21 protein-coding genes are annotated in these 26,699 nt (G+C 39.6%); 13 read left to right on the top strand and 8 right to left on the bottom strand.

From position 1 onward, the window contains the following. Positions 1-56: 56 nt before the first annotated feature. The 4 genes from CJZ72_RS04660 to CJZ72_RS04645 all read left to right on the top strand — a co-directional run bounded on the left by CJZ72_RS04660 (position 57) and on the right by CJZ72_RS04645 (position 4,135). Positions 57-1,994, top strand: a complete 1,938-nt coding sequence (locus CJZ72_RS04660; RefSeq protein WP_095443656.1) for an NAD(P)/FAD-dependent oxidoreductase — start codon at positions 57-59, stop codon at positions 1,992-1,994. A 139-nt stretch (positions 1,995-2,133) separates the two neighbouring features. After that, positions 2,134-2,544, top strand: coding sequence for a NusG domain II-containing protein (locus tag CJZ72_RS04655; protein ID WP_081135119.1), 411 nt, complete (start codon positions 2,134-2,136; stop codon positions 2,542-2,544). 12 nt (positions 2,545-2,556) lie between these two features. Then, positions 2,557-3,123 (top strand): Gx transporter family protein, encoded by a 567-nt coding sequence (locus tag CJZ72_RS04650; RefSeq protein ID WP_005875234.1) that lies wholly within the window; start codon positions 2,557-2,559, stop codon positions 3,121-3,123. Positions 3,124-3,145: 22 nt separating this feature from the next. Continuing rightward, a complete protein-coding gene (locus CJZ72_RS04645; protein ID WP_005875235.1) occupies positions 3,146-4,135 on the top strand; it encodes a polyprenyl synthetase family protein in 990 nt (329 codons plus the stop codon). Between the two features lie 599 nt (positions 4,136-4,734). On the opposite strand, the gene CJZ72_RS04640 is transcribed toward CJZ72_RS04645, so the two are convergent. Beyond that, entirely contained in the window at positions 4,735-5,364 is a 630-nt protein-coding gene (locus tag CJZ72_RS04640; RefSeq protein ID WP_081135123.1) for a hypothetical protein, read from the bottom strand. 202 nt (positions 5,365-5,566) lie between these two features. Between CJZ72_RS04640 and CJZ72_RS04635 the strand changes: the two genes are divergently transcribed. Further along, positions 5,567-5,806 (top strand): hypothetical protein, encoded by a 240-nt coding sequence (locus CJZ72_RS04635; protein ID WP_005881174.1) that lies wholly within the window; start codon positions 5,567-5,569, stop codon positions 5,804-5,806. Between the two features lie 603 nt (positions 5,807-6,409). On the opposite strand, the gene CJZ72_RS04630 is transcribed toward CJZ72_RS04635, so the two are convergent. The 4 genes from CJZ72_RS04630 to CJZ72_RS04615 all read right to left on the bottom strand — a co-directional run bounded on the left by CJZ72_RS04630 (position 6,410) and on the right by CJZ72_RS04615 (position 10,254). Beyond that, complete coding sequence (locus tag CJZ72_RS04630) at positions 6,410-7,381, bottom strand: biotin--[acetyl-CoA-carboxylase] ligase (protein WP_081135127.1); 972 nt, start codon at positions 7,379-7,381, stop codon at positions 6,410-6,412. A gap of 174 nt (positions 7,382-7,555) precedes the next feature. Further along, positions 7,556-8,359 (bottom strand): ABC transporter ATP-binding protein, encoded by an 804-nt coding sequence (locus CJZ72_RS04625; RefSeq protein ID WP_081135130.1) that lies wholly within the window; start codon positions 8,357-8,359, stop codon positions 7,556-7,558. 2 nt (positions 8,360-8,361) lie between these two features. After that, positions 8,362-9,267, bottom strand: coding sequence for an ABC transporter permease (locus tag CJZ72_RS04620; RefSeq protein WP_081135133.1), 906 nt, complete (start codon positions 9,265-9,267; stop codon positions 8,362-8,364). An 18-nt stretch (positions 9,268-9,285) separates the two neighbouring features. Further along, positions 9,286-10,254 carry an ABC transporter substrate-binding protein gene (locus CJZ72_RS04615; RefSeq protein ID WP_081135136.1) on the bottom strand — a complete coding sequence of 323 codons (969 nt, stop codon included), beginning with the start codon at positions 10,252-10,254 and terminating at the stop codon, positions 9,286-9,288. 740 nt (positions 10,255-10,994) lie between these two features. Between CJZ72_RS04615 and rpoB the strand changes: the two genes are divergently transcribed. The 3 genes from rpoB to msrA all read left to right on the top strand — a co-directional run bounded on the left by rpoB (position 10,995) and on the right by msrA (position 19,369). Beyond that, positions 10,995-14,612: a DNA-directed RNA polymerase subunit beta gene (rpoB, locus tag CJZ72_RS04605; protein ID WP_005881184.1), complete on the top strand. Its 3,618-nt coding sequence runs from the start codon at positions 10,995-10,997 to the stop codon at positions 14,610-14,612. Between the two features lie 79 nt (positions 14,613-14,691). Beyond that, the gene (rpoC, locus tag CJZ72_RS04600) at positions 14,692-18,342 is read left to right on the top strand and encodes a DNA-directed RNA polymerase subunit beta' (RefSeq protein ID WP_016177781.1); all 3,651 of its coding nucleotides are present in this window, start codon (positions 14,692-14,694) and stop codon (positions 18,340-18,342) included. A gap of 493 nt (positions 18,343-18,835) precedes the next feature. Continuing rightward, positions 18,836-19,369: a peptide-methionine (S)-S-oxide reductase MsrA gene (msrA, locus tag CJZ72_RS04595; protein ID WP_095443655.1), complete on the top strand. Its 534-nt coding sequence runs from the start codon at positions 18,836-18,838 to the stop codon at positions 19,367-19,369. A gap of 186 nt (positions 19,370-19,555) precedes the next feature. Here msrA and CJZ72_RS04590 read toward each other — a convergent pair whose 3' ends face one another. After that, on the bottom strand, positions 19,556-20,239 hold the full coding sequence (locus CJZ72_RS04590) for a prepilin peptidase (RefSeq protein ID WP_081135147.1): 684 nt from the start codon (positions 20,237-20,239) through the stop codon (positions 19,556-19,558). A gap of 76 nt (positions 20,240-20,315) precedes the next feature. Here CJZ72_RS04590 and CJZ72_RS04585 point away from each other — a divergent pair, with 76 nt between their 5' ends. The 3 genes from CJZ72_RS04585 to CJZ72_RS14380 all read left to right on the top strand — a co-directional run bounded on the left by CJZ72_RS04585 (position 20,316) and on the right by CJZ72_RS14380 (position 22,702). Next, positions 20,316-21,848 (top strand): gluconokinase, encoded by a 1,533-nt coding sequence (locus CJZ72_RS04585; protein ID WP_081135150.1) that lies wholly within the window; start codon positions 20,316-20,318, stop codon positions 21,846-21,848. Positions 21,849-22,039: 191 nt separating this feature from the next. Beyond that, positions 22,040-22,507: a Dps family protein gene (locus CJZ72_RS04580; protein WP_005881193.1), complete on the top strand. Its 468-nt coding sequence runs from the start codon at positions 22,040-22,042 to the stop codon at positions 22,505-22,507. A gap of 6 nt (positions 22,508-22,513) precedes the next feature. Further along, entirely contained in the window at positions 22,514-22,702 is a 189-nt protein-coding gene (locus tag CJZ72_RS14380) for a hypothetical protein (RefSeq protein WP_157728883.1), read from the top strand. Between the two features lie 4 nt (positions 22,703-22,706). On the opposite strand, the gene argH is transcribed toward CJZ72_RS14380, so the two are convergent. Together argH and CJZ72_RS04570 are read right to left on the bottom strand one after the other, a co-directional pair. Beyond that, the gene (gene argH / locus CJZ72_RS04575; RefSeq protein WP_081135152.1) at positions 22,707-24,089 is read right to left on the bottom strand and encodes an argininosuccinate lyase; all 1,383 of its coding nucleotides are present in this window, start codon (positions 24,087-24,089) and stop codon (positions 22,707-22,709) included. A 57-nt stretch (positions 24,090-24,146) separates the two neighbouring features. Then, positions 24,147-25,361, bottom strand: coding sequence for an argininosuccinate synthase (locus tag CJZ72_RS04570; RefSeq protein WP_081135155.1), 1,215 nt, complete (start codon positions 25,359-25,361; stop codon positions 24,147-24,149). Between the two features lie 378 nt (positions 25,362-25,739). On the opposite strand from CJZ72_RS04570, the gene rplM reads away from it, so the two are divergent. Both rplM and rpsI read left to right on the top strand, forming a co-directional pair. Then, the gene (gene rplM, locus CJZ72_RS04565; RefSeq protein WP_034865780.1) at positions 25,740-26,168 is read left to right on the top strand and encodes a 50S ribosomal protein L13; all 429 of its coding nucleotides are present in this window, start codon (positions 25,740-25,742) and stop codon (positions 26,166-26,168) included. A 15-nt stretch (positions 26,169-26,183) separates the two neighbouring features. Next, on the top strand, positions 26,184-26,576 hold the full coding sequence (gene rpsI / locus CJZ72_RS04560) for a 30S ribosomal protein S9 (RefSeq protein WP_005881201.1): 393 nt from the start codon (positions 26,184-26,186) through the stop codon (positions 26,574-26,576). Positions 26,577-26,699: the final 123 nt, after the last annotated feature.

The following is a 26,699-nucleotide window of genomic DNA, read 5'->3' as shown; positions in this document are numbered from 1 at the left end:
ACTAAAATAGTTATTATAAATTTCAAATAAATGGTTTAATAAGGAGCGGATGATCAATGGCAAAGCAAAATATTGTCGTTGTAGGTGCAGGTTATGCCGGAGTATCAGCTACAAAGTACTTGGCAAAAAAACTGAAAAAAGAAGATGTGACAATCACGTTGATTGATCGTCATTCGTACCACACGATGATGACAGAACTTCACGAAGTTGCAGGCGGACGAGTTGAACCACAAGCAATTCAATATGATTTACAGCACTTATTTGCACGACAAAAAAATGTTCAATTAGTGACAGACACGGTAATCGGTATCGATAAAGAACAAAAAATCGTTAAAACAAAATTAGGTTCTTATCCATTTGACCAATTGATCTTAGGGATGGGTGGCGAACCAAATGACTTTGGTACACCTGGTGTAAAAGAAAATGGCTTTACGTTATGGTCATTCGAAGATTCGGTGAAGATTCGTGAACATATCGAGCGAACAGTTGCCAAAGCAGCATTAGAGCCAAATGATGAACTACGTCGCGCCATGTTGACGTTTGTAGTATGTGGTTCAGGTTTTACCGGAATCGAAATGATTGGTGAATTAATTGACTGGAAAAAACGTTTAGCAAAAGACTACAAATTAGATCCAAGCGAAATCACTTTGATGGTCGTAGAAGCAATGCCAACGATTTTGAATATGTTAGATCGTAACGATGGGGCCAAAGCGGAACGTTACTTGAAGAAACATCAAGTAGAATTATTGTTGAATTCCCCAATCGTTGAGGTAGCAAATGATCATATCAAATTAAAAGATGGTCGTCAGATTCCAACACACACTTTGATTTGGACAGCTGGTGTAAAAGGTACATCTGATGCAGCTGATTTTGGATTAGAATTGGCTCGCGGACAACGTCTGATTGCCAACGAGTACATGCAAGCAAAAGGCTATGAAGATAAAAATATCTATATCATCGGGGACTTGGTTTTCTATGAAGAATTCCCTGGAACACCGACACCGCAAATCGTTCAAGCGGCTGAACAGACAGGGCATACGGCTGCTACAAATATCGTGGCTTCGATCAAAGGTGGCGAGAAACACAAGTTTAAAGGGAATTATCAAGGTTTCATGGTCTCAGTTGGCGCTAAATGGGGGGTTGCGAACCTATTTAACAAGATCCATTTGAGTGGTTTCCTAGCAATCGTCATGAAACATATCGTCAACTTAAAATATTTCTTTGATATTCGCTCTGGATACTATATGTTCCAATATCTAATGCATGAATTCTTCCATATCAAAGATGACCGAAATGTGACACGTGGTCATTCTTCACGCTATGGGAATGTACTATGGAGTGTACCGCTACGTATTTTCTATGGACTAGTTTGGTTTATAGAAGCATTCAAGAAAATCGTTGGTAACGGTGAAGTATTGAAACCAGGTACATGGTTCGGTGAGGGATCATGGTTCACTGGTAACAGCGTCTTCCCTTGGACATGGGAATATAATGTGACGGATGTTGCAAGTGGCGCATCAGCTGCCGGAGATGCAACAACAGCTGCTAGCGGTGCTGCATCAAGTGGTGCTGGGGAAGCAGCAACACAAGCTGCACATTTTGGTCTAAGCTATGCTTATGGAGAAGAACCAATGGCTGTGATCGACAAATCACCTGCTTGGTTTACAAAAATGATGCAAGTCATCATGCCGAATAACGATGTAGCAATGTTCTTCCAAAAATTCATGGTTTTCTTTGAAATTGCGTTGGCATTAGCATTGATTGCTGGCTTATTCACTTGGTTATGTAGTGCAACAACGATTGTGTTGGTCATCACGTTCTGTTTATCAGGAATGTTTTACTGGGTAAACATCTGGTTTATCTTTGTGGCCTTCGCGTTGATGAATGGTTCAGGACGAGCAATCGGACTTGATCGCTGGGTAATTCCATGGTTGCAAAAAACATTAGGAAATTGGTGGTATGGGAAACCCAAATCCCAATATGGCTCAAAATAGCATGCAATATAGAGCTTGAACAGAAAAAGTTTAAAGTAATGGTTGATTGAAGGAAAGTTCTAGGGATACCTAGGACTTTCTTTTATTCCGTGCTAAAATTGGGTCAGTGAAAAAGGGCAGAGGAGGATGCGTACAAAAAATGAAAGAATTTATCAAGAAAAGTTTACTCAAACCTTGGGATATCTTCATTATCATTCTTTTGGTTGCTCTTTCTTTTTTACCAGTTATCATTTTTAGTTACCAGCAAGCAAACGCTGCACCTGAAAAAGAAGCAGTGCTGCGGGTAGATGGAACAGAAATCAAAACCTTTCCACTAAGCGTGGGGAGTGAAACATATACGTACACATACAAAGATTCCCATGGTGATTACAATCTGATCGAAATTGCCGGAGATAAAATTCGGATCAAGGAAGCAGATTGTGATGATCAGATTTGTGTGAGAAGAGGATGGGCATCAAAAAATGGGGAGACAATCGTATGTTTACCACATAAATTAGTGATCGAAGTGCGATCAACAGATGGGAGTGACGAAGACAGTCTGATTTATTAGGCTATTCACACCATGACAAAATTACAAAAAATGATTTATATCTCTCTTTTAGTAGCACAGGGCGTGATCATTGGACTGATTGAAAACATGATTCCTTATCCGTTTTCTTTTGCACCTGGAGCCAAATTAGGTCTAGCAAATTTGATTACGATCGTAGCGATCTTTACGATGAACAAACGAGATAGTTTTTTGCTCCTGTGGCTCCGTTTGTTTTTAACGACGTTATTAGGTGGAACAATCTCTACTTTTCTGTATAGTATGAGTGGCGCACTACTTAGTTATTTCGGGATGTTACTAGTCAAAAAACTAGGACCAAAAAGAGTCAGCATTATTGGTATCAGTGCAACAGGTGGATTTATGCATAATGTGGGGCAGCTCGTTACAGCCTCTTTTATTGCCCAATCTTGGACGGTTATGCTTTATTTACCAATTTTATCTTTTTTAGGCATCTTATCAGGTATCGCTATTGGAATTGCCGCAAATTACTTGTTGCGCCATGTACGAACCCTTCAAAAATTCCAAAAAGAATATGAGTTAAAAAAGAAAGACAAATGGCAGTCCGTTTTTTTAGAAAAATAATCGCTATGCAAGGAGTTTTTTTATGAAGTTACATCCAATGTGGGAGGGCTATCCCGGTTTAAAAGACGAGTTAACAGAAACGTTGAAGAAAATGGAAGATGTCATCCGCTTAAAAAATAAACCAGTTGAACAAGCAATTAAAGAAACGATCCATGCTGGTGGCAAATTATTACGGCCTGCATACCAATTATTGTTTTCTCAATTTGGTGCTGAGAACGATCGAGATAAAGCAATTGCGTTAGCTGCTTCGATCGAAATGCTTCATACGGCTACGCTGATCCATGACGATATCGTCGATGAAGCAAACATGCGACGCGGAAAGAAAAATATTCGGGGCAATTTTGGGAATACGGTAGCCGTCTATGCGGGAGACTATTTATTTGTGTGTTGTTTTAAATTACTTTCTAATTATTCTACTTCCCTTAAAAGTCTGCAGACAAATTCTCGCAGTATGGAAAAAATATTAGATGGAGAGTTAGGCCAAATGGATGATCGTTATAATTATCATCTAACGGTTGAGGAATATTTAGAAAATATTTCTGGTAAAACAGCTGAACTATTTCAGTTGAGCTGTTCGATAGGCGCTTATGAAAGTGGGACAACTGAACGGTTTGCGAAAAAAGCTGGTACGATCGGTTTAGCGATCGGGATGGCTTTTCAAATCATTGATGATATTTTAGACTATACTAAAAGCAGTGATGAAATTGGTAAGCCAGTACTAGAAGATATGCGTCAAGGCGTATATTCACTACCGTTGATCTATGCGTTACAAACGGATAAAAAGGCAGAACTTATCTCATATCTTGATAAAAAAGACAAGTTGACTTCTGAGGAAATAGAGAAAGTTCGAACACTAGTCGCAGAAGCAAAAGGGGTAGAAAAAGCCAAAGGATTAGCTGGAAAATATACCAAAAAAGCATTAAATGAAATCAATAAACTACCAGATAATCTATTTGGAACGAAGGAAAATTTACTGTCGCTCACGAGCTTGATCTTAGAGCGAGAAAATTAAGGACGATTTGATACAGTGGTTGGGACAGAAGTGTTTAACTCCGAGAAATAAGAAGACATTCACGAAAATTGCTTTTCAAATTTTTGTGAATGTGGGCTTATTTCCGAAGGAGTTTCTTTCGTCCCAGCCATTTTTTTCTTTTTAGGGAAAAAAAGTTTCTCCCATTGTTTGATTAGCAAGTATGCTAATACTAGATGCAAGTCTATTATTTATTGGTAACATTTGATACGTGAATTTTGTGTGAAAAGTGATAAAAGCAGTGATCAAGTGGCTATTTTTTGAGATAAAATCAAGCATCAATTTGTTTAAAAAGGAGGGACAGAAGAAGCCAGTACACATAAAATGTTTTGGGGGAAATGTTTTGTGCGTAAGCGATCGCTACACATCGTCAAATCCAATTAAATAAATTGTTAAAAAGTTGTTGAGCTGACTAAAAGGATTTCTTTTTTAGTTATACTCAGCAACTTTTTTGTCGAATCCTTAGCTGATGGATACGACCGTAGAATAACTTATGCTCTATAAAATAAAAAAAGAAACAAACATGCTTAAAATAGTGGGAGTTATTTCAAGCATGTTTCACAGCCAGAAGAAGCCAATGGCTATTTTGTTAAGGACTGATCTGTAGTTCGTGTGATAGCTGATCGGTGGTTTTGGCTGGTTTGCTGATTAGATGAAGTTATCGCTTGTTTTTTTACTTGATTGAACGTATGTAGAGGGACTCTTTTCTCACTGATAACTGCATTTTGTTTAGTATTAGTTATTTCCGATGGGTGCCTCGCTACTTCTTGCAAAAGATTTGCGATATGCGGTTTGATCTCCGAATGATTCTTTAACTGATTGGGTAAATTTTTTGAAACTTTGGTTATTTCTTTTTCAAGATTAGATATATTTTTTTGATATACTTCTCCTTTTTCATTTTCAAGCTTTGCTGGAGCTTGTTTTTGCGCTTTTAACTCTTGTTCGATTTTCTGTGCCTTCAAAATCGTCATGATGGTAAATGCGAGGGTGATCCATCCTTTTACTACAGGTAGTACTTGCATTGGTACATGATTTGAACGTGAAATTTTTTGACTCAACTTTGCAAGTTCTTGTTGTTTTTCTTCCAGAGCATACGCATCTTTAAACGCTTCGTTTTGTTCGATTTTTGCGCTTTTTTCTGATGTTCCTTTGTCTTGCTCATTTTCTTTCGAGGGAATGCTATCTTTCAACATATTTGTGATCCTAGCCATAATTAGGTACTCCTTTGTCATAATTGTTGACTTAACTCTAACATTGATGGTAAAGAATCGTACGCCAGAAATTTCTTCTTTTGGAAATGTTCAGACAAGGAAAAAACGTTCTTTCCTTTTTTTAAAAATTCTTGTTCTAGTGGTAAAAAAGATTCATGCTATAGTTTCAATTACCAAACCACTGTAAGAAAGGAAGATTTTTTTGAGGAAACAACTAGCGACTGATTTATCAAGAGTAGATGTAAATGAGATTTTGACTCAGCTTTTAACAAAAAAGAGTTATTTTTCTTTCAACGACATTGAAAAAGAATGTCAAAGAACGTTAACTACAGCTGATAAATTTTTGATCCGTTGTGTAGTGGTCAAAAAATTCAATTTGAATATTGAGTATTTAGCATCGAACCAGCTAAAATTTTATAGGAAAAAAGAATGTCTTTCTTGAGAAAAAACTGAATAAAAATGTTGTAATACTGTACAAAATAACAAGTTCATCTAATTATCATTTATTATAATGATAGAAGCAATGAAAGAAAAAAAGGGGGGCTGAAAAAGCAAAAAATATTGTTGTATAGAGGATGGTTTGAATATTTTATATACGTTATCTTTTTTTGAACGGAAACGATTTCGGAAGTTGACACATGTATAAATAAAATGGGGTAATATACCTATGGCTAGATTTTGGGGAGATTTTTTTTAAACAGATTCACTTGTTGACCAACTTTTATTGGCGGTAGAATTTCAGTTAGTAGAAAATTATCTGTAATTGGGGTAGGTAGTTTTCTTACAGTACGTCTAGTAATTATGGTAGTCAAGAGCACATAGTATATTTATTGTAGTTTGTTAGTAAAACAATCGCACATAAACACCAGTCTTCAGTTTTACTCGTGAGTTGGAGACTAGGGAGGGTAAACAACGAGCTCATATAAAAGCAACCACCATTGAGAAAAAGCCGTCTATCACAGAAGTTTCCAACATGGATTTCTGTGATAGACGGGCTTTTTAATGTCACTATGTGAATAGTTGATCTACTAATAGCTGTTTTTTTCTAGATCGATTCGATCGCAGAAAGGCTGATTTCACCGGAGGAAAGAGACAAGGTTCCCTGTGGGGTCTCAACGATCAATTCGCCATGCTCCCCGATTTTTCTAGCGATACCTGTGTAAGAAATCCCTTTTTGTGTAAAGCTGACTTTTTTACCTAACACAAACGATCTTTCTCGATAGAGATTTAAATAAGCATCACTTGAATCTGAAAGATAAGTAAAGAAATTTTGCCAGATTTGACTGATCATTTCATTACGTGTAGTGGTCTTGTTTCCATCTGCAAATAGAGAAGAAGCTTTGTTTTGGATTGCCTCAGGAAAATGTGCTTGAGGAATGGAGAAATTCATCCCGATCCCAATAATCACTGAACTGATTTCGCCAGATTCCATATCACTCACGGCCTCTGAAAGAATACCGCTGATTTTTTTGCCATTTAAATAAATATCGTTGACCCATTTGATTGATGCAGACTTGCCGGTTAATTCTTGGATCGCTTTTATACACGCACTGGCAGCGATGATCGTATATTGAGGTAACTCATCAAACCGTTGATTTGGATGTAGCAAAAGACTCATGTAGATTCCTTGGCCAGGCTCCGCAAAAAAAGGTCGACCAAAACGACCGTGCGCCTGTTCTTGTGTATCTGCTACCAATAAAACCGGATCCATCTGGTGTTGGGTAGCGATTAGTTTTGCATCTTTCATCGTTGATTCAGATTGCTTTAGGACCTGTACTTTTAAATCAGGGGCGAAATAGTGTAGTGCTTGGCTGATTTCTTGGGCGTCCAAAACATCAGAAGGGAGATAGCGGTACCCTTTTGCTTGATGCTCAAATTGATAGCCTGCTTTTTCTAATTCTTTGATCGCTTTCCAGATACTCGTACGGGAAACTTGTAATTGTTGGGCAATTTTTTCTCCAGAAAGGAACTCGGATGAATCCTTCAATAATTGTAGGACTTTCTCTTTTGTCGCCATCATGATCACTCCTTTTCAGTTCATTGTATCAATAAGTGAAAAAGAACAAAATAATAACTTCAACAAACTCGTTGAAATTTAATCAAATGGATTTTATTAAAAAAAATACGTCAATTTAGCAAAATCGAAAAAAAGAATGATCTAAGCTAAATTGACGTATTTATTCAGAAAGGATCAAGAGAGTAATACTTGATCGTCTTTCAATGCTGTTCCGCTATTTTGTTTGAACATATCCAAGAGTTGAGAAACAGTTAATTGTTGTTTTTCTGCTTCATGGATGTCTACTACGATATTTCCTTGGTGTAACATGATCAGGCGATTCCCATACCGAATGGCATCCTCCATATCATGTGTGACCATGAATGCTGTCAAATGTTGTTCGCCAATCAGTTTTTCAGTCAATTCCATGACTGTTTTTGAAGTGGCAGGATCAAGAGCAGCTGTATGTTCATCCAATAAAATCAGTTCAGGCCTTTGGAGTGTTGCCATCAGTAGAGTGATCGCTTGGCGTTGTCCACCAGAAAGCAAGCCGATTTCAGTTGTTAGTCGATCTTCAAGTCCCAGATTCAAACGGGCTAATTGTTCTTTGAAAAATGTACGATCCTGAGGTTTGACTCCGCGGAAGAAGCCTCGTTTTTTTCCACGTTTCATGGCTAACGCCAAATTTTCTTCGACAGTTAAACGGACAGCAGTGCCTAATTTAGGATCTTGGAACACGCGGCTGATGTCTTTTGAACGTGCCACGACTGATTTTTTAGTCAAGTCTTTCCCATTTAGCAACACACGCCCTTGATCTACAGAAAAGGAACCGGCAATACTGTTTAAAAGAGTAGATTTACCCGCTCCGTTCCCACCGATGATCGTTACGAAGTCACCAGGCTTCAAGGATAGATTGATCCCTTTAAGGACATGGTTCTCGTTGATTGTTCCTTTTTCGAAGGTATGATGAAGGTTTTCTAGCGTTAATACATCAGTCATTTTTATTTACCTCCTTTTGCTTTGGTACGTGTTGGTAATTTTAATTTCTGTTGGATCTGAGGGAATGATAGACAGATAACGAGTACAAGTGCAGAAGCTAATTTTGAATCGCTTGGTTGTACGTTCAATTCAAATACTAATGCCAGGATAAAGCGGTAGATCACGGCCCCCAAGATGATTGTCAGTAAACGGAATAGCAAGGATTGATTTCTAAATAGTACCTCAGCAATAATGATCGATGCCAAACCGATGACGATCGTACCGATCCCTGAGTTTAGATCTGCGAAGCCATTGTTTTGGGCTAACAAAGAACCAGATAGAGCGATACAACCGTTTGAGATCATATAGCCAATGATTTTCATATTATCTGTGTTGATCCCATTTGCTTCACTCATGGCTAAGTTATCTCCCGTTGCACGAATAGCAAGACCCGTCTCTGTTCGTAGGAAAAGGACGAGCAAAGCCACCACGATCAAAGCAAAGATCAAGCCAACGATCAAAACAGCATTTTCTTTTGTCATGCCATAAGATTGGACCCAGTCAAAAACAGTCTTTTGTCCCAACAACGAGATATTAGGAGCACCCATCACTCGAGAAGTAACAGAATATAGACCAGTCATTGTAATGATCCCAGCTAATAAAGCGGGGATTTTAAGTTTCGTGTGAAGTAATCCGGAGACAAGTCCCGCTGCAGCTCCTCCTAAAAAACCTAAAAGACAAGCAAGGACTGGATGGATGCCTTTTGTTATACTCATTGCGGCAATCCCAGCACCTAGCGGGAAACTTCCTTCAGCAGTCAAGTCAGCGATATCTAAAATACGAAAGGTTAAGAATACTCCGATAGCAAGGAGTGCCCATAGGACCCCTTGCGAAGCGGATGATAAAAAAATTGAGATGAGATTTGTCATGATTGTCCTCCTATAGGTCTATTCAGCAGATTTGATCGTTGATGGATCGATCCCGATGGCTTTTGCCATTTCTTCGTTTACATACAATGAAAGATCATCTGCAGATTCGACAGGAAGTTCACTTGGTTTTTTACCATCTAAGATTTTTGCAGCCATTGCGCCTGTTTGTTTCCCTAATTTTTCATAGTCGATCCCAACTGTTGCTAAACCACCATCTTTGACTTGATCAACAGAACCTGCAACGATCGGTGTTTTCGTTTCTTTTGCTACTTCACCGACGACACTGGCTGCACTTGCAAAGGTATTGTCAGTAGGGATATAGATACCATCAACGTCTTTTGCTAAACTTTTTGTTACTTGTTGGACATCGTTTGTTGTATTTGCTGTTAATACTTTGACTTTCACGCCTGCTTTTTTCAGTGCTTTTTCAGCTAGATCGCCTTGGATCTTAGAGTTTGCTTCACCATTGTTGTACATGATCCCGATTGTTTTTGCATCAGGCACGATGCTTAGTAATAAATCGATCTGTTTGTCGATCGGTACCATGTCAGTTGTTCCTGTCACATTTCCGCCAGGTTTTTCATTAGAGGAGACTAAATGTGCTTGTTCTAAGTCTGTCACGGCTGTCACTGTGATTGGTATCGTTGTTGTTTCATTTAAAAGTGATTGTGCTGCGGGAGTTGCAATCCCTAAAAGCAAGTCTGGATCGTCTTTGACTAGTTTTTCGCTCATGCTCTTCAAGTTATCTTGATTATTTTGAGCATTTTGATAGTCGATGGTTAGATTATCGCCTTCTTTATAGCCGTTTTCTTTCAATCCTTCTTTGAAACCTTTATAAGCAGCATCTAGTGAATTGTGTTGTACAAGTTGTAAGACGCCGATTGTTTTTGTGTTATCTGCTTTTTCAGAAGAGTTCCCTGATGAACCACATCCTGCAAGTGCGAGTAGTAAAGCTGTTCCTAATCCGATCATTAATTTCTTTTTCATTTGTTTTTCCTCCTTAAATTTGAAAACAAAAAATCCATTTAGACAAAACGTCTAAATGGATCGGTCATCGAAATATATGAAAGTAAGTAAATACTTTGCACTCTTTCGCTCAGCCACTTAGCGTAATGTCTACGTGGCCTCTTGTGCAGTACAAAGTGCTTTAGCCATCATAGATACAAACTGTCGTTTAACGTTTGCACCCACGATCAATCATGAATACAAACCTATCTAAAGTAGCTAAAGTAAAAGTTATTCAGTTGTGTTGGTGTTAGTTGGTTGATTTTTATTTTCATAAAAAAGCCCTCCACAATTTGAATTTTCTCAAGTATAGCGGAGGGTCATCCCACTGTCAAGCAGAAATTTCAGAAAATTCTCAAAAAAGACGAAATAAATTTTTAGAATACTATAGTAGGAAAAAGATTAAGAAAATCTTGTGTAAAGTCAGAGGAAACGCCAGGAAGTGTTGACTTTTATGAAAAATGAGTGTAGTATATGAAGTTGCAAAAACTATCTGATGAAGTGAAGGCAGAAACGAAATATTGTCCGTTTCGGCTTTAATATAAGGAAACAAAAGTAGAAGCTCATGAAGGAATGGTTTCAAGAGAATGTTCTATTTTTGGTTTTTTTTTGCCTAAAAGCCGCAAAAAATGTCTGTTGTTACCTAAATATAATATTTTTAATATTATTGTAACAATTGATCGGGTAGTCTTTTTGAATGACATTTTAGAGGGGTGAAGAGCTTGGCTGGACACGTAGTAAAATACGGAAAACACCGCGAACGTAGAAGTTTCGCAAGAATCAGTGAAGTGTTGGAATTACCAAATTTGATCGAAATTCAAACAGACTCGTACCAATGGTTCTTAGATGAAGGACTAAGAGAAATGTTTGAAGACATTTTGCCAATCGATGATTTTAACGGCAATCTATCTTTGGAATTTGTGGATTATGAATTGAAAGAACCTAAGTATACTGTAGCAGAAGCTCGCGCACATGATGCCAATTATTCTGCGCCATTACATGTCACTTTGCGTTTAACAAACCGTGAAACTGGTGAAATCAAAGCACAAGAAGTATTCTTTGGTGATTTCCCATTAATGACGGAACAAGGAACATTTATCATCAACGGGGCAGAACGAGTAATCGTTTCTCAGTTGGTTCGTTCACCAGGCGTTTATTTCCATGGTAAAGTCGACAAAAACGGAAAAGAAGGATTCGGTTCAACTGTAATCCCTAACCGTGGTGCTTGGCTAGAAATGGAAACTGATGCAAAAGATATTTCTTACGTACGTATCGACCGTACACGTAAGATTCCATTGACTGTTTTAGTTCGGGCTTTAGGATTTGGCTCAGATGATACGATCTTTGAAATCTTCGGCGACAGTGAAACATTACGTAATACGATCGAAAAAGATTTGCACAAAAATGCAAGCGACTCAAGAACAGAAGAAGGTTTGAAAGACGTTTATGAACGTTTACGTCCAGGCGAACCTAAAACAGCGGATAGCTCACGTAACCTATTGAACGCTCGTTTCTTCGATCCAAAACGTTACGACTTAGCAAATGTTGGTCGTTACAAAGTAAACAAAAAATTAGACTTGAAAACACGTCTATTGAATTTGACTCTAGCAGAAACATTGGTCGATCCAGAAACTGGCGAGATCATTGTTGAAAAAGGAACTGTTTTGACTCACCAAGTGATGGAAACACTTGCTCCTTTCATCGAAAATGGCTTGAATTCAGTGACTTACTACCCATCAGAAGACGGTGTAGTGACTGATCCAATGACTGTCCAAGTGATCAAAGTCTTTTCACCAAAAGATCCAGAACGTGAAGTAAATGTCATCGGTAATGGCTATCCAGAAGCACCTGTGAAAACAGTGCGTCCAGCAGATATCATTGCTTCAATGAGCTATTTCTTGAACTTGATGGAAGGCATCGGCAATGTAGACGATATCGACCATTTAGGAAACCGTCGTATCCGTTCAGTCGGCGAACTTTTACAAAATCAATTCCGTATCGGGTTAGCTCGTATGGAACGTGTGGTACGTGAAAGAATGTCGATCCAAGATACAGAAACATTGACACCACAACAATTGATCAATATCCGACCAGTTGTCGCAAGTATCAAAGAATTCTTTGGTTCTTCTCAGTTGTCACAGTTCATGGACCAAACGAATCCTCTTGGCGAATTGACACACAAACGTCGTCTTTCAGCCTTAGGACCTGGTGGTTTGACACGTGACCGTGCGGGTTATGAAGTCCGTGACGTTCACTATTCTCACTATGGCCGTATGTGTCCGATCGAAACGCCTGAAGGTCCGAATATTGGATTGATCAATAGTTTATCTAGCTATGCAAAAGTAAACAAATTTGGATTTATTGAAACTCCTTATCGTCGTGTTGACCGTCAAACAGGTCGTGTAACAGACCAAATCGATTATTTGACAGCCGATATCGAAGACCATTACATCGTTGCCCAAGCAAACAGCCCATTGAATGAAGATGGCACATTTGCTCAAGACGTAGTTATGGCTCGTGCACAAAGTGAAAACTTAGAAGTGTCAATCGATAAAGTCGACTATATGGACGTTTCTCCTAAACAAGTAGTTGCGGTAGCGACAGCATGTATTCCTTTCTTGGAAAACGATGACTCCAACCGTGCCTTGATGGGTGCCAACATGCAGCGACAAGCTGTACCGTTGATCAATCCACAAGCTCCATGGGTTGGTACTGGTATGGAATATAAATCAGCACATGACTCAGGTGCTGCATTATTATGTAAACACGATGGAGTAGTTGAATTCGTTGATGCTTCTCAAATCCGTGTTCGTCGTGATAATGGTGCATTAGATAAATATGATATTACGAAGTTCCGCCGTTCAAACTCAGGAACAAGTTACAACCAACGACCAATCGTTCATTTAGGCGAAAAAGTTGAAAAAGGCGATACATTAGCTGATGGACCTTCTATGGAACAAGGTGAAATGGCTTTAGGACAAAACGTTCTTGTCGGTTTCATGACTTGGGAAGGGTATAACTATGAAGATGCGATCATCATGAGCCGTCGTTTGGTAAAAGATGATGTGTATACTTCGATCCATATTGAAGAATATGAGTCAGAAGCTCGTGATACAAAATTAGGACCTGAAGAAATCACTCGCGAAATCCCTAACGTTGGGGAAGACGCATTGAAAGATTTAGACGAAATGGGTATCATCCGTATCGGTGCAGAAGTGAAAGATGGAGATCTACTTGTTGGTAAAGTTACGCCAAAAGGGGTTACTGAACTATCAGCAGAAGAACGTCTATTGCATGCGATCTTTGGTGAAAAAGCTCGTGAAGTCCGCGACACTTCTTTACGTGTACCACATGGCGGTGGCGGGATCGTTCACGATGTGAAGATCTTTACTCGTGAAGCTGGCGATGAATTGTCACCAGGTGTAAACATGTTAGTTCGTGTCTATATCGTTCAAAAACGTAAAATCCATGAAGGGGATAAAATGGCCGGTCGTCACGGTAATAAAGGGGTTGTTTCCCGTATTATGCCGGAAGAAGATATGCCATTCTTACCAGATGGAACACCGATCGATATCATGTTGAATCCTCTAGGGGTGCCATCACGTATGAATATCGGACAAGTATTGGAATTGCATTTAGGGATGGCTGCTCGTCAACTAGGCATCCACGTTGCAACACCAGTCTTTGATGGTGCAAGTGATGAAGACGTTTGGGAAACTGTTCGTGAAGCTGGTATGGCTAGCGATGCGAAGACTGTTCTTTATGACGGTCGTACTGGTGAACCATTTGATGGCCGTGTGTCTGTCGGCGTGATGTACATGATCAAGCTTGCTCACATGGTTGATGATAAATTGCATGCTCGTTCAATTGGACCTTACTCATTGGTTACACAACAACCGTTGGGTGGTAAAGCACAATTTGGTGGACAACGTTTTGGGGAAATGGAAGTTTGGGCACTGGAAGCTTACGGTGCAGCATATACCTTACAAGAAATCTTGACTTACAAATCAGATGATGTTGTCGGTCGTGTGAAAACATACGAAGCAATTGTTAAGGGTGAACCAATTCCAAAACCAGGCGTTCCAGAATCATTCCGAGTATTAGTAAAAGAATTACAATCACTTGGTTTGGATATGCGTGTCTTGGATATCAAAGATGCTGAAATCGAACTTCGTGATATGGATGACGAAGACGATGATTTGATCACCGTTGATGCATTGACTAAATTTGCGGAACAACAAACTGCAAAAGAGCTAGAGAAAAAAGCTGCAGAACAAGTAGAAGATGAACGACAAGATGTCATCCAAAACTTCGAAACCGCAGAAGATAAATTAGACTAATCCGGTCTATGAGCTGTAAGGCGGTCGATGATCAGCCGCCTTGCGGTTTTGCCATTAAACGAAATGGAGGGAACCCCTTTTGATCGATGTAAATAAATTCGAAAGTATGCAAATAGGTTTGGCTTCTCCCGAAAAAATCAGAAGCTGGTCTTACGGTGAAGTAAAAAAACCTGAGACGATTAACTATCGTACCTTAAAACCTGAACGCGAAGGGTTGTTCTGTGAGCGGATTTTTGGTCCTACAAAAGACTGGGAATGTGCCTGCGGAAAATACAAACGTATCCGTTATAAAGGAATCGTTTGTGATCGATGCGGTGTGGAAGTCACACGTTCAAAAGTTCGTCGTGAACGTATGGGACACATTGAATTAGCAGCACCTGTTTCACATATCTGGTACTTTAAAGGTATTCCTTCTCGTATGGGTCTTGTATTAGACATGAGCCCACGCGCACTAGAAGAAATCATTTACTTTGCTTCATATGTGGTCATCGAACCTGGAAACACAAACTTAGAGAAAAAACAATTGTTGACTGAACGCGAATACCGCGAAAAACGTGAACAATATGGACAAGAATTCCAAGCAGCTATGGGAGCAGAAGCAATCAAACAATTACTTGATAATGTTGATTTAGATGCTGAAGCAGCTGAATTAAAAGAAGAATTGAAATCTGCACAAGGACAAAAACGTACACGTGCGATCCGTCGTTTGGACATTTTAGAAGCTTTCCGTGCTTCAGGAAATGAACCAAGCTGGATGGTCATGGATGTTATCCCTGTCATCCCGCCAGATCTACGTCCAATGGTCCAATTAGAAGGTGGCCGTTTTGCGACAAGTGACTTGAACGACCTTTACCGTCGAGTAATCAACCGTAATAATCGTTTGAAACGCTTGTTAGACTTGAACGCTCCTGGTATCATCGTTCAAAATGAAAAACGTATGTTACAAGAAGCTGTTGACGCATTGATCGATAATGGTCGTCGTGGCCGTCCAGTTACTGGACCAGGTAACCGCCCATTGAAATCTCTTTCTCATATGTTGAAAGGGAAACAAGGTCGTTTCCGTCAAAACTTACTTGGTAAACGTGTGGACTATTCAGGTCGTTCGGTTATCGTTGTTGGACCATTCTTGAAAATGTATCAATGTGGTCTACCAAAAGAAATGGCGATCGAACTATTCAAACCATTTGTGATGCGTGAACTTGTTCAACGTGAACTTGCTTCAAATATCAAAAATGCGAAACGTAAAATCGAGCGTCAAGAAGACGAAGTTTGGGATGTACTAGAAGACGTAATCAAAGAACACCCAGTTTTACTTAACCGGGCACCTACGCTTCACAGACTTGGTATCCAAGCATTTGAACCAGTATTGGTTCAAGGTCGTGCAATCCGTTTGCATCCACTTGTATGTGAAGCTTACAATGCCGATTTCGATGGAGACCAAATGGCTGTCCACGTACCATTGAACGAAGAAGCACAAGCAGAAGCACGTATGTTGATGCTCGCTGCTCAAAACATTTTGAATCCAAAAGATGGTAAACCAGTTGTAACTCCTTCTCAAGATATGGTTTTAGGTAACTACTACCTAACGATGGAAGAAGAAGGACGTGAAGGCGAAGGTATGGTCTTCCGTGATCAAAATGAAGCTGTGATCGCATGGCGTAATGGCTACGTTCATTTACATTCACGTATCGGTGTGAACCCTAATTCACTAGGTGAAAAACCATTTACTGAATGGCAAAAAGAACGTACGATGATCACAACTGTTGGTAAGATCATCTTTAATGAAATCATGCCACCAGAATTCCCTTACTTGAATGAACCTACTGACTTCAACTTAACAGTCCAAACACCGGATAAATATTTTGTTGAAGCAGGTACAGACATTCCTGCGCACATCAAAGAGCAAGAATTAGTCTTACCATTCAAGAAGAAAAACTTAGGAAATATCATCGCAGAAGTCTTCAAACGTTTCAAAGTAACAGAAACTTCTAAGATGCTTGACCGTATGAAAGACTTAGGGTACAAACATTCCACTCATGCTGGTATCACAGTGGGTATCGCAGATATCAGTGTACTAGATGAAAAACAAGGAATCATTGAAAATGCCCATAAACAAGTTGAAACAATCACTAAACAATTCCGTCGTGGGTTGATTACTGATGATGAACGTTATGAACGCGTAATCGCTGTTTGGAACGCTGCCAAAGACAACATCCAACAAAAACTGATGGAAAGTCTGGAAGCGAAAAACCCAATCTTCATGATGTCTGATTCTGGAGCCCGTGGTAACATCTCCAACTTTACACAGCTTGCTGGTATGCGTGGATTGATGGCTGCCCCTAACGGACGAATCATGGAATTGCCGATCATTTCAAACTTCCGTGAAGGACTATCTGTCTTGGAAATGTTTATCTCTACTCACGGAGCGCGTAAAGGAATGACCGATACAGCCTTGAAGACAGCCGATTCAGGTTATCTAACTCGTCGTTTAGTAGACGTTGCCCAAGACGTAATCATTCGTGAAGAAGATTGCGGTACAGATCGAGGGCTTGAAATTCAAGCGATTCGTGAAGGAAACGAAATCATTGAATCACTAGAAGATCGTTTGATTGGACGTTACACACGTAAAGAAGTCCGTCATCCTGAAACAAATGAAGTGATCATTGCTGGAAATCAATTGATTTCAGAAGACGTTGCAAAACAAATCGTTGATGCAGGTGTTGAAACAGTAACGATCCGTTCAGTCTTCACATGTAACACAAAACACGGTGTCTGCAAACATTGTTATGGACGTAACTTGGCAACTGGCTCTGACGTTGAAGTCGGAGAAGCAGTTGGTACGATCGCCGCTCAATCAATCGGTGAACCAGGTACTCAGTTAACAATGCGTACGTTCCATACGGGTGGGGTTGCCGGAGACGATATCACTCAAGGGCTTCCTCGTGTCCAAGAAATTTTTGAAGCACGTAATCCGAAAGGGCAAGCCGTGATCACAGAAGTAACCGGAGATGTCATCGACATTTCAGAAGACGCTGCGACACGTACAAAAGAAGTAACGATCAAAGGGAAAACAGATACACGTACGTATACTGTTCCTTATACAGCTCGTATGAAAGTTGCTGAAGGCGATATGATCCATCGTGGAGCACCATTGACAGAAGGTTCGATCGATCCTAAACAATTGTTACAAGTCCGCGATGTATTGTCTGTTGAAAACTACTTGCTACGTGAAGTACAACGCGTATACCGTATGCAAGGGGTAGAAATCGGAGACAAACATATCGAAGTAATGGTTCGTCAAATGTTGCGTAAAGTTCGCGTAATGGACCCAGGTGATACAGAAATCTTACCAGGAACATTATTAGATATCGCAGATTTCAAAGACCAAAACTACAATACGTTAGTAGCCGGCGGTGTTCCTGCAACATCTCGTCCAGTCTTACTAGGTATTACAAAAGCTTCATTAGAAACAAATAGCTTCTTATCTGCTGCATCATTCCAAGAAACAACTCGTGTCTTGACGGATGCTGCTATCAGAGGGAAGAAAGATCCACTTCTTGGTTTGAAAGAAAATGTTATCATCGGTAAGATCATTCCAGCTGGTACTGGTATGTCACGTTACCGCAACATGGAACCAAAAGAAGTCGGTGTAGCAAGTGAAAATGTTTATAGTATTTCAGACATCGAAGCACAAATGGCTGCAGAAGATGCAATGAATGAACAAAAATAAGCATAACGTGTAAGTAAAGCGGTCGGAACAGAAGGATTCATCAAGAAATGGCTTCTGTTCTCCCTTGTTACTCGAACTAGAGGGTGTGATAAAATCTATCACATCCTCTTTTTTTGAATAAAATAGTAGTTCAGTTCATTGGAACATAAACAGAAATTTATTGAAGCGAATTCTAGCTATGCTCATCTTGTGAGTCATTTTACAGATAAATCGTCCTGGAGTTTATCAAATGATTTTAAAAAATTGTGGATAAAAAGTAGGAAGAAGCTATTAACAGTCAGTAGGAAACACAAAAAGTTACACGAAAAATAAATCCACAGGTGGATAAGTTTTTTTCAATAATTATCCACAATATCAAAAAATTGAGTCTGGAATAGGCAGTAGGAAAAACAGAAATAAAGCAGCTTTTTTGATACCCCAGTAGGGTAATTTAAGCAAATCAATAGGACTTTCATATAAAATGAGTATGATAAAAGGAAAGGAGTTGATCATTATGGCAGTAAAAAAAGCGGTATTTGCCGGAGGATGTTTCTGGTGTATGGTAAAACCATTTGAAACGCAACCAGGTATTTTCTCTGTTGTTTCAGGTTATACAGGTGGACACGTGCCTAATCCAACATATGAACAAGTGACAACAGGAACGACAGGACATACGGAGGCCGTGGAGATCGCCTATGATCCTGACATCATCAGCTATGAACAACTGGTGGAGATTTATTGGCAACAAACCGATCCGACCGATGCGTTAGGACAGTTTGCAGATCGAGGGGACTCCTACCGGCCAGTCATTTATTATGGGAATGAAGAAGAGCGGGAAATAGCGGAAAAATCAAAACAAGAACTGCAAGACAGTGGCCGATTTGATAAACCGATCGTAACGAAAATCGAACCTAAAAGCGACTTTTATCCAGCAGAAGAATATCATCAAGACTATTATAGAAAAAACAAAGTACATTATCAGCTATACCGTGAAGGATCTGGCCGTAGAGGATTTTTGAGAAAGTATTGGAGCGACAAAAAGAGCTAAAAAATATAGAGTCTAGGACAAATCTAAAAATCAGTGTTGCTACAGACTCTCGAGTAAACGAAAGTCCAAAAGTCAGGTTTTTCTCTCCAATTTCTCAAACCTAAATGACTTTTTTCTCGACCTCTATGTTCGGCCGACAGCTAGGATGCAACTAGATGTCGGCTTTTTCATTGCTGTAGTATCGCGTTATTCAATATGTTGGACAACGAGTAAAGCCACACTTAAAAAAGGCAGAAAGGGTAACTTCGTGATCCTCTTTTGAAAGAAGAAATGAGTGCAGAGCATAAAACAAATTCCTAAGGCACTAGCAATCAAGACTAAGTACAGTAATTGTACTAGTAAGAGTTGTCCGCTCCAACACCATAGAACCAATGAATCGCCGGAACCTAAATAATCAGTAGCATAAAAAATCAAAAGACTACTGACAATCGATAGGATCAAAACCGTCGTGAATTGAAAATGCCCAGTAAGCAACCAATAACTCCACAAAATGATCCAAATAAGGTAAAGTATCCTAGAATCAATGAAGAAATAAAAACAATCCATCAGTGAGAGCAAAAAAGCAGAGAGTATCCAAAAAAGGAGCATTGGATCGGTGCTGGGTGCATAGTGGAAGAACCAAACAAAGATCCCGCCACAAGCCAGTTCAGCTAAAAAATAGCTTTGGGGTAAGGGAACGTGGCAAGAGCGACAGCGAAATCGTTGCAAGCAGATCGAAAGCAAAGGAATCAATTCATACCATGTCAAAAAATGGTGGCAGTTGACACAATGTGATCTGGGAGAAATAATAGAATGACCTTGGGGAATCCGTTGTGCCGACAAACATAAGAAAGAACCAACACAACAACCAATGACAACAGACAGTAACATGAATGTATCCTCCTTTTTAGGTAAGATACGTCAGTAATGCTCCAATTTTTTCGTAATTTTTAGTAGAGGTGATAAAATGAAGATCTCAATTGGCATAGATATTGGCACAACCCAAACCAAAGCAGTCGCCTTCGATGAACAAGCACAAGTCATCGATTCAGCGTACTTTCCTTATCCCTTGATCCAAGAACAACCAGGGATGGCAGAACAAGACCAAGAACTGATTTTCCACGCTGTTTGTACAGTGATCCAGCAATTGACTGAACGGTTCTCTAAAGAAGCAACGATTGACGTCATTTCCTTCTCGTCAGCAATGCACAGTTTGATTTTGTGCGATGAACAAATGGTGCCACTTACCCGAATGATCACTTGGGCAGATACACGTGCTGTGGAACAGGCAGAAAGATTGAAGAACACTCCACTAGGTCTAAGCATCTACCAACAAACAGGTACGCCGCTTCATCCAATGACGCCATTCGCAAAAATCAAATGGTTACAAGAAACACAACCAGAACTAATCGAACGTACCGCGTATTATATCGGGATCAAAGAATATATCATTTATCGTTTATTTGGCAAGCTCATAACAGATTATAGTACAGCCTCTGGCACAGGATACTTCGATATCCATCAGTTCAGATGGGCAAAAGAAGTGCTTGATTACTTAAATATCAGTGAAAAACAGTTACCTGAAATAGCTCCACCCACTATGGAGATGCCGAAACTTCAAGCAGAGATACAAGAAATATTGAAACTTAAAAATGATATATCATTTGTTTTGGGCGGTGCAGATGGTCCGCTCTCAAATTTAGGATTAGGCGCATTTGGGGAGGATATCGCCGCATTAACGGTCGGGACGAGTGGTGCTATCCGATTTATAACAGATCATCCACAGTTGCACCCAGATATGGAGACCTTTTGCTACGTATTGGATCAAAGCCATTGGGTCGTTGGTGGGGCAACAAGTAATGGTGCAGGGATCTTTGATTGGGCAAGTCAAACCTTGATGCAGGAAGTCACGCAACAAGCGATTGCGCAAGGAGACAATCATTACGATGCACTGCTCTCAGCAATTGCTTTTGTCCCTCCAGGAGCAAACGGCTTACTTTTCCAACCTTATTTATTAGGAGAAAGAGCGCCACTATGGGATGCAGAGGCTTCTGGAAGCTTCTTAGGTCTCCAACGGCACCACACAGAAAAAGAAATGATGCGGGCAATCTTAGAGGGAATCTGTCTCAACTTGAAACGGATCTTGGAAGGGATCTGCCAAGAAGGTCAGCTATCTGAACTACGAGCGACAGGTGGATTTGCTCGATCCTATGTTTTTCGTCAACTCATGGCAGATGTCTTAGGCTATCCACTCGTCTTTCCAACTGTTTCTGAGGCTTCCGCTTTAGGGGCTGTTTTTCTAGGCTGGCAGAGCCTAGGGAAAATCAAGGAATTAAATGAAGGCAAAAAATGGATCAAATTAGAGACCCAAGTTCCCGTACAGAAAAATATCCACGAGATCTATGAAATCATTTATCCGACATTCGTTGATACACAACAACAATTAGCCAGTACCTATAAACGACTAGCACACCTTCGCCATGTATTAGCCAGAACATGATACTCAAAAAATGAAATCTAATAGATTGAGATGAACCAAAGATGCGATAAAGGGGAAAGCACTGAGGAATACAGATTGAAAAAGAATTGTTCTATGTTGAAAATCATTCTCAAGTAAATGGTTTCATTGTACTTTTGTCTCAAAGTTTACTATGCTTTTAATGTAAATAAAAGTTAGGAGGAAACTAGAAAATGAAATTCCAACAAACCAAAGAAGTATTAAATCAGTTAGTCGCAGATTTGAGTCAAATGTCTGTTGTGGTTCATCAAACACATTGGTACATGAGAGGGCCTGGCTTCTTGACATTGCACCCAATGATGGATGAGTTCATGGATGATTTAAATGAACAATTGGATGAAATCTCAGAACGTTTGATTACGTTAGATGGCTCACCTTACTCAACTTTACGGGAATTTGCTGACAATACAAAAATCCCTGATGAAGTAGGCCGTTGGGACCGTACAATCCCAGAACGCTTAGAAACACTTGTTAAAGGCTATCGCTACTTAGCAGACCTTTACCAAAAAGGGATAGAAGTATCTGGCGAAGAAGGCGATGACCCAACACAAGACATCTTTATTGCATTTAAAACAGCTACTGAAAAACGTATCTGGATGATCCAAGCACACTTGGGCAAAGCACCAGAAATCGATGCATAAAGATAATTGATAGAATATATAATAGTAGAAAAACTGCGTGCAAGTTTCCTTTCACGCAGTTTTTTTATGTTAGAGGGGTATTCATTTTTATTTGGAGACCTTTTGAAAGAGAATGGCTATCCGCAAATGGCTTCAATGAGTGATTCTCCAAACAATAGAAGAATAAATGCAGAGTCGCCTTCTTGTGGAAGCTAATCTTCTAATTTTCGATGGCTAACTCTTTATGCGCATGGTCAAGTTGCAAGCGTACTTGATCAAATCCTGTCCCACCAAGCGAATGACGACGTTTGACAGCAGTTTCCGGTTGAAGAGTCACATAGATATCCTCTTCGATCAAAGGACTGATTGCTTGGTATTCTTCAAAAGGAATATCTTGTAGATACCCACCTTTCTGCGTACAACGCAGAACCAACTTACCAACGATCTCGTGGGCTTGGCGGAAAGGTAATCCTTTAGCTGCCAGATAATCCGCTAATTCTGTAGCATTCGAGAAATCTTTTTGAGTGGCTGCGTACATACGTGATTTGTTCACTTTCATCGTAGCGACCATCCCATCCATGATAGTCAGGCATGCCAACACCGTTTCACTGGTATCGAACATCCCTTTTTTATCTTCTTGAAAATCTTTATTGTATGCTAAGGGAAGACCTTTCATCAATGTCAATAAACCAAATAGATTTCCGTAGACACGTCCTGTTTTTCCACGAATCAATTCAGCCATATCCGGGTTTTTCTTTTGTGGCATGATTGAACTACCTGTAGAAAACGTGTCTGTTAATTCAATATATTGGAACTCGTAACTACACCATAAAATGAGTTCTTCGCAAAAACGTGACAAATGCATCATCAACAAGGAGCAGTTACTCAAAAATTCGAGGATAAAATCACGATCACTTACAGCATCTAGACTATTCGCATAAACACCAGAAAAATCTAACTCTTTAGCAGCAAATTCTCGGTCGATCGGAAAAGTTGTCCCGGCTAAAGCCGCACTACCTAATGGAGAAAGATCGATTCGTTTCAAACTTTCTGTTAAACGTGCATAATCACGTGTAAACATCTGATAATAGGCAAGCAAATGGTGACCAAATGAAATCGGTTGAGCATGTTGGAGATGGGTATAGCCAGGTGCAATCGTTTCTACATGTTCTTCTGCTTTTTCCACAAAGGTTTGGCGTAGATGATGCAATTTTTCAAGTACCTCCTGCACAACATCTTTCAAAAACAGGTGCATGTCCGTGGCGACTTGATCATTTCGGCTACGAGCTGTATGCAATTTTCCGGCAACTGCACCAATCTCCTGATGCAGTAACGTTTCAATATTCAAGTGGATATCTTCATTTTCAATGGAAAATTGTAAATTTCCCTCTTGCAGTTTTGCTTGTAAGGTCTGTAATCCTTCTGTAATTGCTGCAGTTTCTTCAACCGTAAGAATTCCTGTGTGACCAAGCATTTTGACATGGGCTAAACTCCCTAAAATATCCTGTTTTGCTAATTTTTGGTCAAAAGAGATCGATGCTCCAAACTCGTCAATCCATTCTTCACTTTTTCCTTGAAAACGACCACCCCAAAGTTTTTCCATTATTGTTCCTCCCAGTAATTGGCAAGTATCCGGCGTAAATCTTGTATGATTTACAAATTATTTTGTACTTGTTTTGTTCATCTGTTTTTCTTGGACTTCTGCGTGGACCTTTGAAGGTAGTCCCCATAATTTGATAAAACCAACAGCTGCCTGTTGATCGAATGTATCAGCAGAAGTATAAGTAGCCAATTCCTCACTATACAGACTGTTTTCTGATTTACGTCCTTCTACGATGACATTTCCTTTGAACAGTTTCACACGAACCGTGCCATTCACATATACTTGTGTCGATTTCAAAAATTGAAGCAATGCTTCTGTCAAAGGATTGAACCATAGACCATCATAGATCATTTGACTCAATTGTTGTTCAATGATCGGTTTGAAATGCGCCAACTCGCGAACAAATGTCAAGTCTTCTAATTCTTTATGGGCTTGCATCAATGTTACAGCTCCGGGACATTCATATACTTCACGGGATTTGATGCCCACTAAACGATTCTCGACGTGATCGATACGGCCAATACCATGTTTACCAGCTAATTGATTCACTGCAAGGATCAGTTGTGAAAGAGAGAGTTTCTCACCATTCAATGCAACGGGCAATCCTTTTTCAAAGGTAAGCTCAATGATATCTTCTTCATCAGGTGTGTATTTCAAATCAGTCGTCAGTTCATAGGCGCCAGTAGGAGGAGTTGCCCAAGGATCTTCTAATACGCCACATTCGCATGCACGTCCCCAAAGATTTTGATCAATCGAGTAAGGGTTATCTAGATTCGCAGGAATCGGAATCCCATTGTCTTTCGCATAAGCAATCTCTTCTTCCCGAGACCATTGCCATTGACGAACAGGTGCTACGATCTTTAAATCAGGCGCCAAGGCATTGATCGCTACTTCAAAACGAACTTGGTCATTTCCTTTTCCAGTACAGCCATGCGCAATCGTTGTCGCACCCGTTGCTCGAGCAAGTTCCACTAATTTCTTTGCAATTAAGGGGCGTGAAAGAGCAGAGACCAGTGGATAAGATTGTTCATAGAATGTGTGCCCTTGAAGCGCCACACTCGCAAATTCTTGGGCAAATTCTTCTTTCGCATCAATCGCATAAGAAGCAACCGCGCCGACTTGTAATGCTTTTTCTTTGATGAACGCAGTATCTTTTCCTTCACCAATATCAAGACAGCACGCGATGACATCATATCCATCATCTGCTAACCATTTGATTGCGACAGATGTATCCAGACCACCAGAGTAAGCTAAAATAATTTTCTCTTTCATAGAAATCTCCCCTTAATTTTCATTGTTTTCAGAATTGATTGTTTCAAATGATAACATCATAAAAATAAAAAATCAATCAATTTACTAAATAAATATACAATAAAACGAAATAAAAATATATATTATACATTTATTTATGAATATCCATCATTTTATTCAAAGCGGTTTTTTGATTGGACGTTGGAAAAATGAAAAGAATAAAAGAATTTGCACTGAAAATTAAAATTTTTCATTAGAAAGAAAAAACGTTGACATTAAGGGGATTAGAAGGTAATATGTTAAATGGTATTGTTTGCCCCACAAAGAGCCCCGGAAACTCGAAGTGTATGTCAAACATCAGAACTTAAATTGGAGGAAAATAACGTGCGTACAACATATATGGCCAAACCAGGCGAAGTAGAACGTAAATGGTATGTAGTAGACGCAACTGATGTTCCATTGGGACGTCTTTCAACAGTTGTTGCATCTGTACTACGTGGTAAAAATAAACCAACTTTCACACCTCATTTGGACACTGGCGATTTCGTCATCGTCATCAATGCAGATAAAGTGAAATTAACAGGTAAAAAAGCGACTGATAAAATTTATTACCGTCACAGCAACTTCCCAGGAGGATTGAAATCAATCACTGCTGGCGAATTGCGTGCTAAAAATTCTCGTCGTTTGATCGAAACTTCTGTAAAAGGAATGCTTCCTAAAAATACTTTAGGCCGCAAACAATTTACAAAATTAAATGTATACGGTGGCGCTGAACATCCACATGCAGCACAACAACCAGAAGTTTTAGACATCACAAACTTAATCTAATAGGAGGGAATTTCATTGGCACAAGTTCAATATATCGGCACAGGCCGTCGTAAAAATGCAGTTGCTCGCGTACGCTTAGTACCAGGAACTGGTAAAATTACTGTAAACAAAAAAGATGTTGAAGAATACATTCCACATGCTGACTTGCGTGAAGTTATCAATCAACCTTTCGCTGTTACTGAAACAAAAGGCGCTTATGACGTATTTGTTAACGTAAACGGTGGAGGCTACGCTGGACAATCAGGAGCTATGCGTCATGGTATCGCTCGTGCATTGCTAGAAGTTGATCCTGACTTCCGTCTTGCTCTTAAACGCGCTGGGTTACTTACTCGTGACGCACGTATGGTTGAACGTAAAAAACCAGGTCTTAAGAAAGCACGTAAAGCATCACAGTTCTCAAAACGTTAATTTTATTATCGTTCAAGCAAAAACACACCTTTCATTTTGGAGGGTGTGTTTTTTTAGTTGGCTCTAAGTCAAATCGTGTTGGTGGAGACAAATTTGGATAAAACTTAGTCCGATATGCAGCGC

Origin of the sequence: Enterococcus durans (assembly GCF_002277935.1) — a bacterium.
Taxonomy (GTDB): Bacteria; Bacillota; Bacilli; order Lactobacillales; family Enterococcaceae; genus Enterococcus_B; species Enterococcus_B durans.
This window is presented reverse-complemented; position numbering and strand designations above follow the sequence as displayed.